A 14,158-nucleotide genomic window follows, 5' to 3' on the forward strand; every position below is an offset into this window, starting at 1 on the left:
TATAAACGAGAATAAGTATTATTTGAAGTGGCACGGGGATAAATGGCGGAATTTTAAGAAATTTGCCGGAAAAACATGAAAATTGTCGTAAAAATGGTACGACGAGTAGCAAAAAACTTCTCGTTAATGAGACTTTAGTCTAACATCCCGTTTGTTAACGCCACATTAATGTTCTAATTACGTATTGGGTAATGCTTTTACCCACTTTTAGTTACCGTAGCGCCCTTACGGCGTGTACTAATGCGACAGTAGGATAATAACATGCAGTCTATTGCCATCGTTATACTGGGCATCATCGGAATGATGTTTGGTTGGTTTGTGTATTCAAAATTTATCGCAAGCCGCATATTTAAATTGGATGATAGTTTCGTTACCCCCGCACACACCGAACAAGACGGTGTGGACTTTGTTCCTACTAACAAAGTGGTATTGTGGGGGCACCATTTCACCTCGGTAGCCGGTGCTGCCCCCATTGTTGGACCCGCTATTGCGGTGTATTGGGGCTGGGTTCCCGCGGTGTTATGGGTTGTGTTTGGTACAATATTGTTTGCCGGGGTGCACGATATGGGCGCCTTGTGGGCCAGTTCACGCCATAAAGGCAAATCAATGGGGGCGTTATCTGAAAGTGTGATAGGTAAGCGCTCACGCTCGTTGTTTATGATTGTCATCTTCCTGGTATTGCTTATGGTGAATGCGGTATTTGGTGTGGTGATCGCCAATTCCTTCGTTTCACAGCCCAATGCTGTATTTCCTGCATGGATGGCCATAGCCGTTGCCTTAGTTATTGGGCAATTGTTAAAACGTAATTTTGCATTGGTGCCGCTTTGCTTAGTCGGTATTGCTGTACTGTATGCATCTGTTTATTTTGGCAGTTATATTCCGATTAGTTTGCCGGAAACCATGTTCGGTTTAGCAGACAAAGCAAACTGGATCATTATCTTGTTTGTTTACGCAGCCATTGCGTCCTTACTTCCGGTATGGATGTTATTGCAACCCCGTGACTTCATTAATGGTATGCAGTTATTAGTGGGGCTGTTCTTACTGTATGGCGCGGTTTTCTTTTCACTACCAGACATTACCGCACCAGCGTTTAATACCCAAACCGCCATTGATTCGCCTAGCCTGATTCCTTTGCTGTTCGTGACGATTGCGTGTGGCGCTGTATCCGGTTTCCACGGTATTGTGGCTTCAGGTACAAGCTCTAAACAGCTAGATAAAGAAACCGATGCGCGTTTTGTAGGCTACTTAGGCGCTATTGGGGAAGGCTCTCTGGCACTCATTACCATTGTGGCCGTCAGTGGTGTAGCGTTTGCAGCATCGCCGGAAGAGTGGCATGAAGTCTATAGTCATCTTGGAGCGGGCAGCGTAGGGGCCTTTATTACCGGCGGCGCAAATCTCATTCAACAAGGGTGGGGGCTACCTGTAGATTTCTCATCCACTATTCTGGCTGTCATGGTGGTGTTGTTTGCCGGTACCACCATGGACTCTGGTGTACGCCTTCAGCGTTACATTATTCAAGAATGGGGGGATATTTACGCCATTAACCTATTGAAAAACGGTGTGGTTGCTACCTTGCTTGCCGTGGGATGTTGCCTACTATTAGCCTTTGGCGCAGGCGGCGCGTCTGGAAGTGGCGGTATGATCATTTGGCCACTGTTTGGTTCAACCAACCAGATACTTGCCAGCCTCACCTTGTTGGTTATCTCTGTGATGTTGATAAAGCTAGGACGCCCCGCCAAATACACCCTCATCCCTATGGTGTTTGTACTCGTAATGGCGTTTTTCGCCGGGCTAATTAAGCTAAAAGAATACTATCTGGCTGAAAACTACCTATTGGTGTTCCTTGATGCAGTCGTGTTGGTGGTCTCTGTGCTGGTTATGCTTGAAGCGTTCTCCGTGGTGTCCAAACTGAAAAAGGATGAAAAGCGCGAAAGCCTAGAGTCTGAAGGTTAAAAGGCACCTTGTAGTATCGTTATTGTCGATAACGCGTCAATCATGAAATAAGGCCAGCCTAACATGCTGGCCTTATTTTGTTTGCGCTAAACAAATTAAACTAATCGTTTTTCGCCATTTTCTGTGGTGAGAGACTTCTGTTACTATGAAATAGAATTCTTTGGGTGCTTAGTCACGCGGGTTATCAAGGGCATTGGTGCACAATGAGGCTAAATGGCTCTGGAGATACCTAAGTGTCAACACGGATCAGCTAACCCCTAACACGGCAGAGAGGGTACATGTCCGATATTTTAATGCTGGGTCAAAACTTCGTTGCACTGTTCTTAGAGTCTGCGCCTTGGCTACTATTGGGCTTATTGGTTGCGGGCATCATGCATGAATTAGTACCCGTGACATTTTTAGAGCGCCACATGGGGAATAACTCTGTGGGTGCTATTACGAAAGCAGCCGTTATAGGCGCGCCTTTGCCTTTGTGTTCCTGTGGCGTCATTCCTGCTGCACTCGGTTTACGCCGAAGTGGCGCTTCTACGCCTTCGACTATTTCCTTTTTAGTTTCTACTCCCGAAACTGGGGTAGACAGTGTTTCTGTTTCATATGCATTGTTAGGCCCGTTGTATGCCATTGTCAGGCCCATTGCCGCTATTGTGAGTGCTATCTATGCGGGTCTCATGGTGCGCTTATTTAATCACGCGCCTGTAGCTAAGGTGTCTACTCATGATGACGGTCACGGGCATCGTTCTTCTACCTCGCAAAGTACATGCTGCAGTTCAAAAGCAGAGGTTATTAAAGTCGAGACTAATCAACATAGCTGCTGTGACAGTACAACTGTGAACGCCTCGCCGGTTAAAGAAGACACCTGTTGTTCTGGTGAAGCCAAAGCAGACGCCCCTGCTCACGCCGGTGTTTTTTCTACTGGTGTGGCAAAATTAGGCCAAGTGGTGAGTTATGCCAGTGGAAAATTATTAGATGATATCGTTAAGTGGCTGCTCATTGGTTTAGCCTTAGCTGCCGCCATCAAAACCTGGGTGCCCACCGATTTTCTCACCCAATGGGGCGACGGTGTTATCGCGATGTTGGTTATGGCAGTGATTGGTATTCCTATGTATATTTGCGCAACGGCTTCTACCCCACTCGCGGTGGGATTTTTAGCCGCCGGATTATCTCCCGGTGCTGTGTTGGTATTTTTAATGGCGGGGCCAGCCACAAACGTTTCTACTATGGGTATGATAAAGCAAGAAATGGGCAGCAAAACCCTAGTGACGTACCTTTTTAGTGTGGTGTCTGCCAGTATCGCATTTGGCTATTTAGTTAACTGGGCGGTGTCCGCATTTTCACTACAAGGCCTCATTAAAACTGAAGGGGCATTGCATCAGCATGGTGCCGATGTTCAAGCCATTTACGCACTTTGCGCAGTGGTTTTAGCTGGGTTGATAGTGCGCCTATACATTAAAAAGATGTCAGCGTTGAATAGAGTAAAGCACGAAAGTAGCCATTGTTGTGGGTAAGACGGCGCCAAAGGCGGGTGCGTAAATCCACATCAACGGAAGCAGCAAAAGAAAAATTAGGAACTGCTCTTGTAAGTGGCGTCTATGACAGCATAATAGGGGTTTGAGTTTAGGATCCATTTTCACGGAAAGGACACATGCTGTTATTAATTTTTTATGTCGTTATTGCACTGGGCTTTTCTTTTTTATGTTCCATTGCTGAAGCTGTCATACTTAGTGTGTCCTCTGCTTACATCTCTGTATTAGAGAAAGAAGGGCGTCCTAGCGGGGCGCTACTACGAAAGCAAACAGACAATATCAATACCCCTCTATCGGCCATACTGACCTTAAATACTATCGCTCATACAATGGGAGCAGCAGGCGCAGGCGCGCAAGCCGCTGCGGTATTTGGTGAGGCCTACTTAGGCGTTATATCGGCCGTACTGACTTTGCTTATCTTAGTATTTTCAGAAATTATTCCTAAAACATTAGGCGCCACCTATTGGCGCGGCCTTGCCCCCGCCACTGCGTATTTTTTGAAGTATTTATCGCTCATCTTATTGCCGTTTGTGAAAATGTCTGCGCTACTAACCCGAGGCTTTAAAGAAGACAGTCCGCTAAGAGGGTTAAGCCGAAGTGAATTACATGCCATGGCGGAGTTATCGGGTGAAGAAGGCCAGTTGGCCAATCACGAAGCCACAGTATTAAAGAGCCTGCTCAGCCTACATGAACTCAAAGTCAAAGATGCGATTACTCACAGAACCGTGTTGTTTTCGGTGTCTGAGCAAACCACAGTAGAGGCGTTTTTCCACAAATACGCCAATATTGAATATTCCAGAATTCCAGTCTACGAAGAAAAGGACTCGGAAAATATAACCGGTTTTGTTATGCGTTCCGATTTATTGGTGGCGCAAGCAAGGGGAAATACTGATAAGCCTTTGTCTGAGTACGCTAAAGATATGGTTACCGTGCTCAATACTATGCCGTTGTCGGTAACCTTCGAACACTTCATTAATAAGCACGTTCATATGTTGCTGGTGGTGGATGAATACGGCGGCTTAGAAGGTGTGCTTACCTTGGAAGATTTGTTAGAGCGATTACTCGGTGTAGATATTGTCGATGAAAAAGACACCACGGTAAGCATGCGCCGCTTGGCTAAAATGATGATAAAGCGTAAAGAGCGAATGTTAGTGAAAAACGTACCTGATGCAGCGTTAGACAAAAATGGTAAAGATCAGTAGCCGCTTCGGTGTTAATAACGAAGGGTTATCGCTAGCTTGGCACTATGTTCACTGAAAGATTCACTGTACTGGGCTTCAACGCGGTTTGCCTGCTGACCCTTATTCAGTTGCCATTCCGCTGACAGGGTTAACAACTCGGAAAGGGGGCGGGAGTAATTTAACGTCATGGCTTGGCCGATGCTTCGGTTGGGATCCCGCCATGTAGAGTCATCATCAATCACATGATACCAGTCTAAGCGAGTAGACAGCACCGCGTTGTCAAGTTGATAGCTAGCAGCAAGATACACACTATAGAAGTGGTTTCTGACAATATCTTCCCCCATTAATGTGCTTCCCGCTAGCGCTTGGCTGAATAAAGTTAGCTTAGAGGATAGGCGGTGTCGAACAGACAAAGAGTGAAATTTAGTTCGCCATGCATAAAGCCTATCTGGGTCTACTTTTATCGGATTTGCTCTATTGTCGTAGTAATAATAACGTAGCTCCGATTGCCGCTGGTAAGCGAGGTGACCGCCTAAGTAAAACCCTATTCGGTTATCTATTTCTCTAAAGGGCTCTGTCCAAGCAGGGGCATTTAACTCATCATCATTCACTATCCAAGGCAGGGGGTAGAAATTAACCCTATCGTCAAACAATGATTGGCGATCGTGTAACGCGAAGCCACGCCAAGATAATAAGGTGCCTGTGGTGTCATTGCCTTTAAACAGGCCAGCTAAGGCTTTCCACGACCATGAACGTCTTACTTGACGGCCGTTTTGCCGTAAACTGGCTTCTACCCCTCCAATGCGAAGCTCCTCGCCAATCCAACTATTAATGGCTGAGTTCGAGAGAAAGTGAGGAGATAGCCAAGCCATATCCGTATTTTCGACAGAAAGCGCGGGGTAAAAAGCACCGACTTTGACTTCGGGTTTAATGGTGTGGCGTACCAACGGACGATACTGGGCGAATAACTGCGAGACCCCCACTGTTTTCTCGCCATCACTGTAAGCGTTGAAGACACCATGAAGTTTCCAATCACTGTTTAGCTGTAAGCGGGTACTTAAAATGGCTTGCGACAGCTGTAATTCATTATCGTCGAAGCGTTGATGACTAATGCCTTGCTGTTGAAAACTGGTGTCTGCATCTTGGCTAACCAATTCACCACGCAATAGTAAGGTGGTGTCTGCATAAAGTTGACCACTGACTAAAAGCGTCAGTAGGAAAACAGCTGCGCTAGTTAAAGGCGTACGGCTAGTATTCGCCAAACCCATCATCAAACCCCAGGTCGTTTTCAATCACTGTATCGAGTTGCAAAGACAGCGTCTTTGAGGTGTCAAATACCATGGTGTTCTGGCTAAATGGTGTCGCATCCTTAGCGCGGGGGTGCCAGAATGATAACGCGTACTCACCCGCTGGTAGGTCAATCTGTGCTTTGCCATGAGTGTCTGTCTTAATAAAATAGGGCGACTCTGTAACCACAATATAGCCTAACATCCAATCGTGAATGTTACAGCCTATGTCCACTATTCCCGGCTCGTCGAAGCGCAAAGGTTCAGCAGTAAATTCCTTATACAGCTTTAATTCAAATTGCTTTGCGGGCGAGAAAGAATAGACGTGATGAAAGAGGTTGTCGGCATTTGGAAAGGCAATAAACCTGCCGGCTTGAACCACTAAAACATGAGGTGCAAATTGTTTATCAATTTGATTCATGATTGCCGGTGTTTGGTTCTGCTCTGAGACTGCGGGGGCAGAAAAGGTTGGCGTAAAAATAATAACGGCATTTTCCACGGCATGGCTTTCGGCATCATTTAGGTTAACCTGCACCGATACCGATTCTTGCGCATTAACAAATAAACACGAGAAGGTGAAAAGTAGCAAATAAATGAACTGGACAGGTGTTGTTCTCATGCAGGTTTCTCAAATGGTGAGTGATATATAGCCTATACCCGATATAGAGACCCGACAAGTCAGGTTTTACTTTCATTGCCAGTTAGTAGGTTTTTACAATTGGGTAAATTTGCGAATCAGATTGTGATAAACATGATGCAATTGGTCAAGTTCTTCTCGCGTGGCCGACTCATTAGCAATAAGTGACTGAATGCTTTGATCCAATTGATAAAGCGTCTCGCGAATGTGCTGATCACTGACCATGCTTTGCATCCACGTGATGGCCGCCATTCGTTCACCTTTGGTAACGGGGGTCACTTTATGTAAACTTGAAGATGGGTATAAAATAGCACTGCCAGCGGCACACTTGATACTCTGCTCGCCAAAGCCTGTTTGAATAACGAGTTCTCCTCCTTCATAGCTATCAGGGTCAGATAAGAACACCGTCATCGACATATCACTTCTTAATACGTCCGCCGTATTGGGGATGCGCATAATGGCCGCATCAACATGATAACCATAGGTTTGTGATTCGCTGTAGCGATTAAAGCAAGGCGGGAAGATACGTTGAGGAAGCGCAGCAGAAACCACCTTAGGGTGGCTTCCCAATGTCGATAGCAAATGATTAGCCAGTTGCTGAACTTGCTTATTTTGTGCGTCTGCCTGACCGTTATTTTTAACCCCAGCGGCCATGCCCATGGCGGTTTCTTTACCATCATTAAAGGGCACAAGCGCTAGTGCTTCAACAAATTGTTCAACTTCGTTAGCACTTAGCAGGTTATCAATAACGATCATGGTTCAACGTATCTCTTTGTCGTGGCTAATTAGAACTCGTAGTTCACGGTGCCGGTAATATTACGGCCATCACCTATGTACATGAAGGCGCCAGAACGGTATGCCGCTGTCCAGTACTCTTCATCAAGGGCATTGCCGATATTAACACGGAATGTCAATGATTCTGAGTGATAGTAGTTAGCAAAGAGGTTGATAACTTGATAGTCAGGTACGCGAATACTGTATTCACCCGCATCAGCATCGTAACCCGCCGCCGTATCGGGTTGGCCACCATACATTTCAGATTGATAGCTGTAATCACCACCGAACGCGAACTTCTCGTTGGGTTGATAACGCATTTGTAGGTAGAAGCTCTTATCAGCAAAGTTACTCAGTGCAAGGCCAATGTTATCGTCAGAATAAGAGTCTAGTACTTCAGAGTCCATAACGGCCGCAGACGCTTGAATGCTAAACTTCTCAGTCACGTCACCACTCACACCAAATTCTACACCTTCAACGCGGTTCTCACCGGTGTTTAGTGTGCCTAGCGTAGAATATGCATCGCCTACGCTTTCGTGTACATCGCTTTTGGTGATGCGGAAAATAGCGGCATTAGCGCTGAGTTTCTCATCAAACAATAGCCATTTAGTACCAAGTTCAATATTTTCTACTTGTTCAGGATCGGCTTGCGCCGCTTGCTCAGGTGTACCGCAAAGGCCGCCATAGCCACAGTTAGCACCTAGGTCAGACTCGCCGCCATTAATGTTAGTGGCTGTACTGTAAGAGGCATAAATATTACCGTGCTCTGATACTTCATAAACAAGGCCGGCGTGGCCGTTATAAAGTTCATCAGAGAATTCATAGAGTTCAGAAGATGTTTGGTTGCTATAGTCGTAGCTATCTATACGTAAGCCGAAAAATACATCAAGGGCTTCAGTTAGCTCGAAGGTATCCATTGCGTACAATGAGTAGGTTTCAATATCGTAAAGCGCGTCAGCATCACCACGGGTGATTTGTTTACCCATTAGGCTGTTGATGTTGTCTACCATGTTGCCATCACCATCGAGCAGGCAGTAGCTTTCAGATACACCACGACGACCACCGGTTAAGCAGTTTGACTCATTTCCGTATTCTACACTGAATACACCGTTGTCCACTGACTCGTCGGTGTACTCAAAACCGAACACAAATTTATGCTCGAATCCGGCAAATTGCGTGTCCCAGAATAGGTTAAACTGAGTAGTGACATAGTCAACATCTTGCCAGCCTTGGTGATTGCTTAGCGAGAGCGTGTAGGCACCAGGGGCATCAGGGTCGGTTGCGTCTCGGTTTGTTCCTCGCATACCGGTAGTGACATATTCATTTTCTGTTTTGCCGACGCGGGTCGCGTTATAAAAACGCACGTTGTCACTAATTTCATACTCGGTACGCAGTGTAAAGGTCGTCACTTCTGAGTTCATGAAGTCTTCATCTTGTGCGTATACTGGAATATCTTCAAGAGGATAGCCGGCATCGCGGTCGAAGTAGCTGCCAAGGTCAGGCTTATCTTCCGCATCAAGATAGTAAATATCACCAGTAAACGACAAGCGATCGGTAGGTTGGTTTACATAAGAAAGCTGAAGGCCATTACGATCCCGTTCAATACCTTCGCGACCTGGCTTGTCTTCTGACGACGTCAGGGCGTTTAAACGAACGGCGCTGTTTTCGGTAAGTGTCTTATTTAAATCGAGAGTAAAACGAGTATGTTCATCGGTACCGATGGCTGCATCTACACGGCCAAAGTTGTAGCTGGTTGACGCCTTTTTAGTAATAGAGTTAACCGCACCGCCTGATGAACCACGACCGGCAAATGTAGAGCTTGGGCCTTTCGTAATTTCAACACGTTCGGTAGCAAAGCTTTCACGCGTGGTCATGCCTGGGTCACGCAGTCCATCAACAAAAACATCGCTGCGGGCTTCGTGGCCTCGAATAATATAGCGATCACCAAAAGCATTACCATTCTCACCAGTACCCAGCGTTACACCGGCCTGCGCTGAAAGAATATCTTTAAGGTCGGTTTTTCCGCTCTCTTGAATTTGGTCTTGAGTAAGAACGCTAATGGTTTGTGGTGTATCAACTAAATCCGCAACACGGCGAGGATCGCCAGACTTGCTATAACGGTATATCGACTGCTGAACGCCATGAATTCGAATGAGCTCAATGGCCTCGTCGCTTTGTTTTGCGCACTCTGCAGCCGTTAAGTCTTTACAATCAACATCGGTATCTTGCGCAAATGCGGCACTGTGTCCAAATGCTAAGGCCGCAGCAATGGTAGATGCACCCATCGATAAGCTTTTATTTTTCATTGTGTTTCCTAGTGTCTTCTTTGAAGTATCTGTATGTGTGTGATCAGAAGTGTAAAGAAAGTCAAAATATTTGTAAATACAAATGATAATAATTATCATGTTGATGTTATTTTAACAAAGTTTTAAGTGTTACTTTAAGGTGGGGAAGGTAAAAATCACTTCTACGCCACTAAAATCAGGGGCGTTGCTAATATTAAGGGTGCCGCGGTGAAAGTTAGCAATAAGGTCGGCAATAAACAAACCTAGGCCTAAGTGGGGGGTATCACTCTTTTCATGGCGTGTGGCATCGGCACGCACGGAGACCATAGAATTGACGAGTTGCGACTTCATACCATCGGGAAGTAATGGACCAGGGTTGTAGATAATAAGCTGAATTTGTTTATCTTTTTGCGAAATGGAGAGGCTTATTTCATCATTGTTTTGGCTGAAGTCAACGGCATTTGCTACCACTTTATCCAACATTTGTGCGATTAAGTCTGGTGAGCCATGCAATTTACTGTTGTCGGTATGACAAGCAAAGCTGAATTTACGTTGCGTGTAGGCATGCACGTACCCGCCAACACATCCTTCAACTACGTTAGCGAGTTGAAAGGTTACGCGTTCTTCATCCACAAGGGCTTGCTCTAATCTTGTGGCTTCGCTCATGCTATTTAAAATGGTACTGAGTCGATGAATTCCACTTTGCGCTCGCTGTATAAAAATATCTTTTTGAGACTCATCATCGATTTGCGAAAAGGTGTCTAGCGAAGATTTAACGATGGCAATGGGCGTTCGCAGCTCATGAGACAATCGCGCCGCCATATTTTCCAGGTACGAGTTATATTGCTGCAAACGTTGAAGTACATCTGAAAACGCACGAGATAAATCACCAATTTCATCCTGATTTTTACTCACAGGTAAGGTGCCCACAATTTTTCCGTTGTTGTCGATGATACGCTCGGTGCTGTCCCGTAAATGGCGAATGCGGCCAGAGATACGGTTTGCAAATAATAGTAAACCTACTGTACCAAGTAGCATGACTGCCAGTATTACGTGGAAAAGTTGCTCTAAGGCGCGGTTACGCAAAGAACGAATACCATTTGTGGTTTGCTCTACCACTACCGCGCCCATCACGTTACCTTCAATAAAAATAGGGTAAGAGGCGGATAAAATCACCGCTTTATTGTCTGGACTAAGACGCCATAAAGAATCGGGTTGACCAGCAAGGGCCTTGCCGAGATCTTGACCGGCAAGGGCATAGGCGTCTTCTAGTTCGTCTACGAAATCTGCCGGTGGTTTTGTGAGAATATGGTAATAAAGGGGCAGTAGCCAACGGGATTCTATCCATCCCCAAACACCTTGCGATTCGCGCCTGGCATCTTTTATTGCAATACCTGGGGCGGTTTGAATATCGCCGGCCCGAGCAAGCACACGTTTGTGTTTATCTATCACCCAAACCCGTGAGTCTGCGTATTTCAATCCCGCCAATATTCGTTCAATTTCCGGTGACGGCGTAACTACGGTGCCTAGCTCCTCAATATGATTAGGGTTAGCAGTGCCAATGGCGTGTCGTTTCTCTCTAGTCCTATCATCATCAACATCTACAATGGCGAAGCCCAAAGCATCTGTTGTCATCGATAAAGGAAAACGAAGCTCTATATTGTAGCCGGTGGCGGTTTGCTGCCAGCGTCCTTGTATCTGTAGGGCATTCTTAACCGCACGATAGGAGTTGGGGTTATCTGACAACTTATACGCGTTTACCCATCCGCTCTCAAAAGGGGCGATAACATAGCGTGCGAGGTCGCCTTGTGGCGTTTTTAACCCAATCAGTAAATGGTCTGCTCTTTCTACACTTAAACTATTGGGTTGACGCCAAAGCAATACATCATCAGTGACTTCAAACATAGCATACAAAAACTGGCCGTAACGACCCACCATGTGTTTGAAGCGTAAAGTGGGGTTGGGGTTAGCCAGTGACTTTGTGTAGGTTTCGACGACTTCATCGCTGCCATAACTTGCCACCAAGTGATCAATTCGCTGCCAATCATTAAGTTCGCCATCAAGCTGAATAGGGTATTGTATAGGCGGTGCGTAAAGATCTGTGCCTGGGCGTACATTCTTTAGATACGCAGATTGACTGTCAAACAGCGCAGGGCGTTCGTGTAGGGCAGTGGCCACGGCTCTTGCCGTACCAATCATGGTTTGTTCTTGGCCAATGCGCAAATACTGTTCTAATTCCCATACGTATTTGTATCCTAAATACGGAATAGCAAATAAAAACAGTGACAGCACCAGAAGCTGTAGACGTATGGAAAAACGAAACCGCATTAGGTGAATGCCCTATAGCTGCCAGCGATAACCCATACCGTATACGGTATCGATATGATCAAATTGAGCATCAAGCTGAATAAACTTTTTACGCATCCGCTTTATGTGTGAGGTAATGGTGGTATCGTCAACCACCATACGAGACTCATCCATTAATTGCTGGCGACTTTTAACGTGTCCGGGATGTTTAATTAAAGCATGTAGCATCCAAAATTCGGTCACAGTTAGCGCCACGGGTTCATTCTTCCAGCTCACTGTCATTCTCGATGCATCAACACGTAATTCTCCAATCACAGTTTCATCATTTTGTGCCTTTGGCGCTCGCATCAAGTCTATACGGCGAAACAAAGCCGCAATCCTGGCCAACAAATGCGCCATACTAATGTCTTTGGTGAGGTAGTCGTCTGCGCCCATTCTAAGCCCGCTGATAGTATCCACATCGTTGTCACGGGCAGTGAAAAAGATTATCGGTAAGGTTGGCGACAAGTTGCGTAGTTGCTGGCACAGTAAAAAACCGCCTTCCATCTCTTCTTTTAAGCCGATATCAATGATGGCAAGGTCAGGTAGGTTTGCATTAAATGCGCGTGACGCGCTGGGTCTATCTTCATAGGCATCTACGTGGTAACCCTGAGCGCGTAAAACCGCCAAATAGTTTTCTCTAATCGCGGCATCATCTTCAACCAAAGCAATGGTTTTAGGCATAAAAATCACTCTTCATTTACAGAGGAACATGGATATTGTGTGTACTATACCGTGCAAGTTTCACAATTGCCTGAGTTCGGCAAAAAAAGCATAACTTGGCCACAATGCTGACATAATTGCCCGTAATCGTCGGAACTTTTCCCCTTTCGCTCCCCAACAATGCCTCATCGTGATGTTTTACTTATCAGGTGCTTGAAATCATGTATGCCTTCATGCACACCCCAACTTGGGTCACCTACCCTTTGCGCTGTGTTTTGTCCCCAACCGAAGCACAGCGCTTTTTTATTGTCGTTATCAGCTTTCTATTTTATGTCATTCATGTTGCCCAATCAGTGGCGCTTAGGGTTGAAATATGGAATTTCACTATTATTAATCAACAACGGCACAAGGTAGGCGTTTGCCTTATTATTCACATGTGTTGGGTCAAGGAATTGCTGAGTGAGATCAACTTAATCAATGGATTAGGGTACACTAGGGCGAGAAGCAATATAATACCCTACATGTTTTTTTGGCAGGCACCTCTCACCAACGTGAATAAACAGTAGCATTCAACACACGGGCATTTCATGAAAGCGTTAGATATTCAAGGGTTAACAAAGACCTATAAAGGCGGCGTGCAAGCGTTAAATGGCGTAGATCTCACGGTTGAGCAAGGCGATTTCTTCGCACTACTGGGGCCAAATGGGGCGGGAAAGTCCACCACCATTGGCATCATTAGCTCGTTGGTTAATCAAACCAATGGCAAGGTGTCTGTATTTGGTTTCGATTTGAATAGCCAAATGGAACAAGCAAAAGCCTGTATTGGCTTAGTGCCACAGGAATTCAACTTTAATCAGTTTGAAACTGTCATGCAGATTGTGCTGAATCAAGCCGGATACTATGGTGTGCCTCGTTCCGTGGCCAAAGAACGAGCACAAAAATACTTAGCCCAGCTGGATTTGTGGGAAAAGCGAGATGCCCGTGCCCGTGAGCTCTCTGGCGGTATGAAACGCAGATTAATGATAGCGCGTGCCCTGATGCATGAGCCAAAACTACTGATTCTTGACGAACCTACGGCGGGGGTTGATATTGAAATTCGCCGCTCTATGTGGGGCTTTTTAGAAGAGATTAACCGCCAAGGCATCACTATTATTTTAACCACTCACTACCTTGAAGAGGCTGAAATGTTGTGCCGCAATATCGCCATTATTAACAAGGGGATTATTGTAGAAAATACCAGTATGAAATCATTACTCTCCAAACTGAGTATTGAAACTTTTGTGTTGGATATTAAAACCACGGTGCAAGCGCCCAGCTTAACAGGGTTTGAGTACCGCTTAATCGATGATCACACGTTAGAAGTTGATGTTGAGAAAACCGAGGGATTAAACCCGGTGTTTACTCAGTTAAGTGAACAGGGTGTTCAAGTGATGAGTATGCGTAATAAATCAAACAGGCTAGAAGAGCTGTTTGTTCGCCTAGTGGAAACGGCGAAGCAGGCAGGGTAAAA

10 protein-coding genes are annotated in these 14,158 nt (G+C 45.7%); 4 read left to right on the top strand and 6 right to left on the bottom strand.

Annotated elements, in window-relative coordinates:
* Positions 1-261: 261 nt before the first annotated feature.
* The 3 genes from IUA53_RS02060 (at position 262) to IUA53_RS02070 (ending at position 4,678) form a co-directional block, all read left to right on the top strand.
* Complete coding sequence (locus IUA53_RS02060; RefSeq protein ID WP_044058290.1) at positions 262-1,953, top strand: carbon starvation CstA family protein; 1,692 nt, start codon at positions 262-264, stop codon at positions 1,951-1,953.
* A 278-nt stretch (positions 1,954-2,231) separates the two neighbouring features.
* Positions 2,232-3,458, top strand: a complete 1,227-nt coding sequence (locus tag IUA53_RS02065; protein WP_196898165.1) for an SO_0444 family Cu/Zn efflux transporter — start codon at positions 2,232-2,234, stop codon at positions 3,456-3,458.
* Positions 3,459-3,595: 137 nt separating this feature from the next.
* The gene (locus tag IUA53_RS02070; RefSeq protein WP_044448875.1) at positions 3,596-4,678 is read left to right on the top strand and encodes a CNNM domain-containing protein; all 1,083 of its coding nucleotides are present in this window, start codon (positions 3,596-3,598) and stop codon (positions 4,676-4,678) included.
* A gap of 11 nt (positions 4,679-4,689) precedes the next feature.
* Here IUA53_RS02070 and IUA53_RS02075 read toward each other — a convergent pair whose 3' ends face one another.
* The 6 genes from IUA53_RS02075 to pdsR all read right to left on the bottom strand — a co-directional run bounded on the left by IUA53_RS02075 (position 4,690) and on the right by pdsR (position 12,669).
* Positions 4,690-5,949 carry a hypothetical protein gene (locus tag IUA53_RS02075; protein ID WP_231401238.1) on the bottom strand — a complete coding sequence of 420 codons (1,260 nt, stop codon included), beginning with the start codon at positions 5,947-5,949 and terminating at the stop codon, positions 4,690-4,692.
* A complete protein-coding gene (locus tag IUA53_RS02080) occupies positions 5,906-6,562 on the bottom strand; it encodes a methylamine utilization protein (RefSeq protein WP_052364457.1) in 657 nt (218 codons plus the stop codon). The genes IUA53_RS02075 and IUA53_RS02080 overlap by 44 nt, the downstream gene beginning before the upstream one ends.
* A gap of 93 nt (positions 6,563-6,655) precedes the next feature.
* Positions 6,656-7,336, bottom strand: coding sequence for a Fe2+-dependent dioxygenase (locus IUA53_RS02085; RefSeq protein WP_196898167.1), 681 nt, complete (start codon positions 7,334-7,336; stop codon positions 6,656-6,658).
* A 29-nt stretch (positions 7,337-7,365) separates the two neighbouring features.
* Complete coding sequence (locus tag IUA53_RS02090) at positions 7,366-9,660, bottom strand: TonB-dependent receptor (protein ID WP_044058285.1); 2,295 nt, start codon at positions 9,658-9,660, stop codon at positions 7,366-7,368.
* A gap of 129 nt (positions 9,661-9,789) precedes the next feature.
* On the bottom strand, positions 9,790-11,967 hold the full coding sequence (gene pdsS, locus IUA53_RS02095) for a proteobacterial dedicated sortase system histidine kinase (protein WP_196898169.1): 2,178 nt from the start codon (positions 11,965-11,967) through the stop codon (positions 9,790-9,792).
* 12 nt (positions 11,968-11,979) lie between these two features.
* Positions 11,980-12,669: a proteobacterial dedicated sortase system response regulator gene (gene pdsR, locus IUA53_RS02100; RefSeq protein WP_044058283.1), complete on the bottom strand. Its 690-nt coding sequence runs from the start codon at positions 12,667-12,669 to the stop codon at positions 11,980-11,982.
* Positions 12,670-13,235: 566 nt separating this feature from the next.
* Between pdsR and IUA53_RS02105 the strand changes: the two genes are divergently transcribed.
* Complete coding sequence (locus IUA53_RS02105) at positions 13,236-14,156, top strand: ABC transporter ATP-binding protein (protein ID WP_196898171.1); 921 nt, start codon at positions 13,236-13,238, stop codon at positions 14,154-14,156.
* Positions 14,157-14,158 lie beyond the last annotated feature (2 nt).

Source organism: Alteromonas sp. B31-7, from assembly GCF_015767655.1.
In the GTDB taxonomy this organism is placed as follows: Bacteria; Pseudomonadota; Gammaproteobacteria; order Enterobacterales; family Alteromonadaceae; genus Alteromonas; species Alteromonas australica.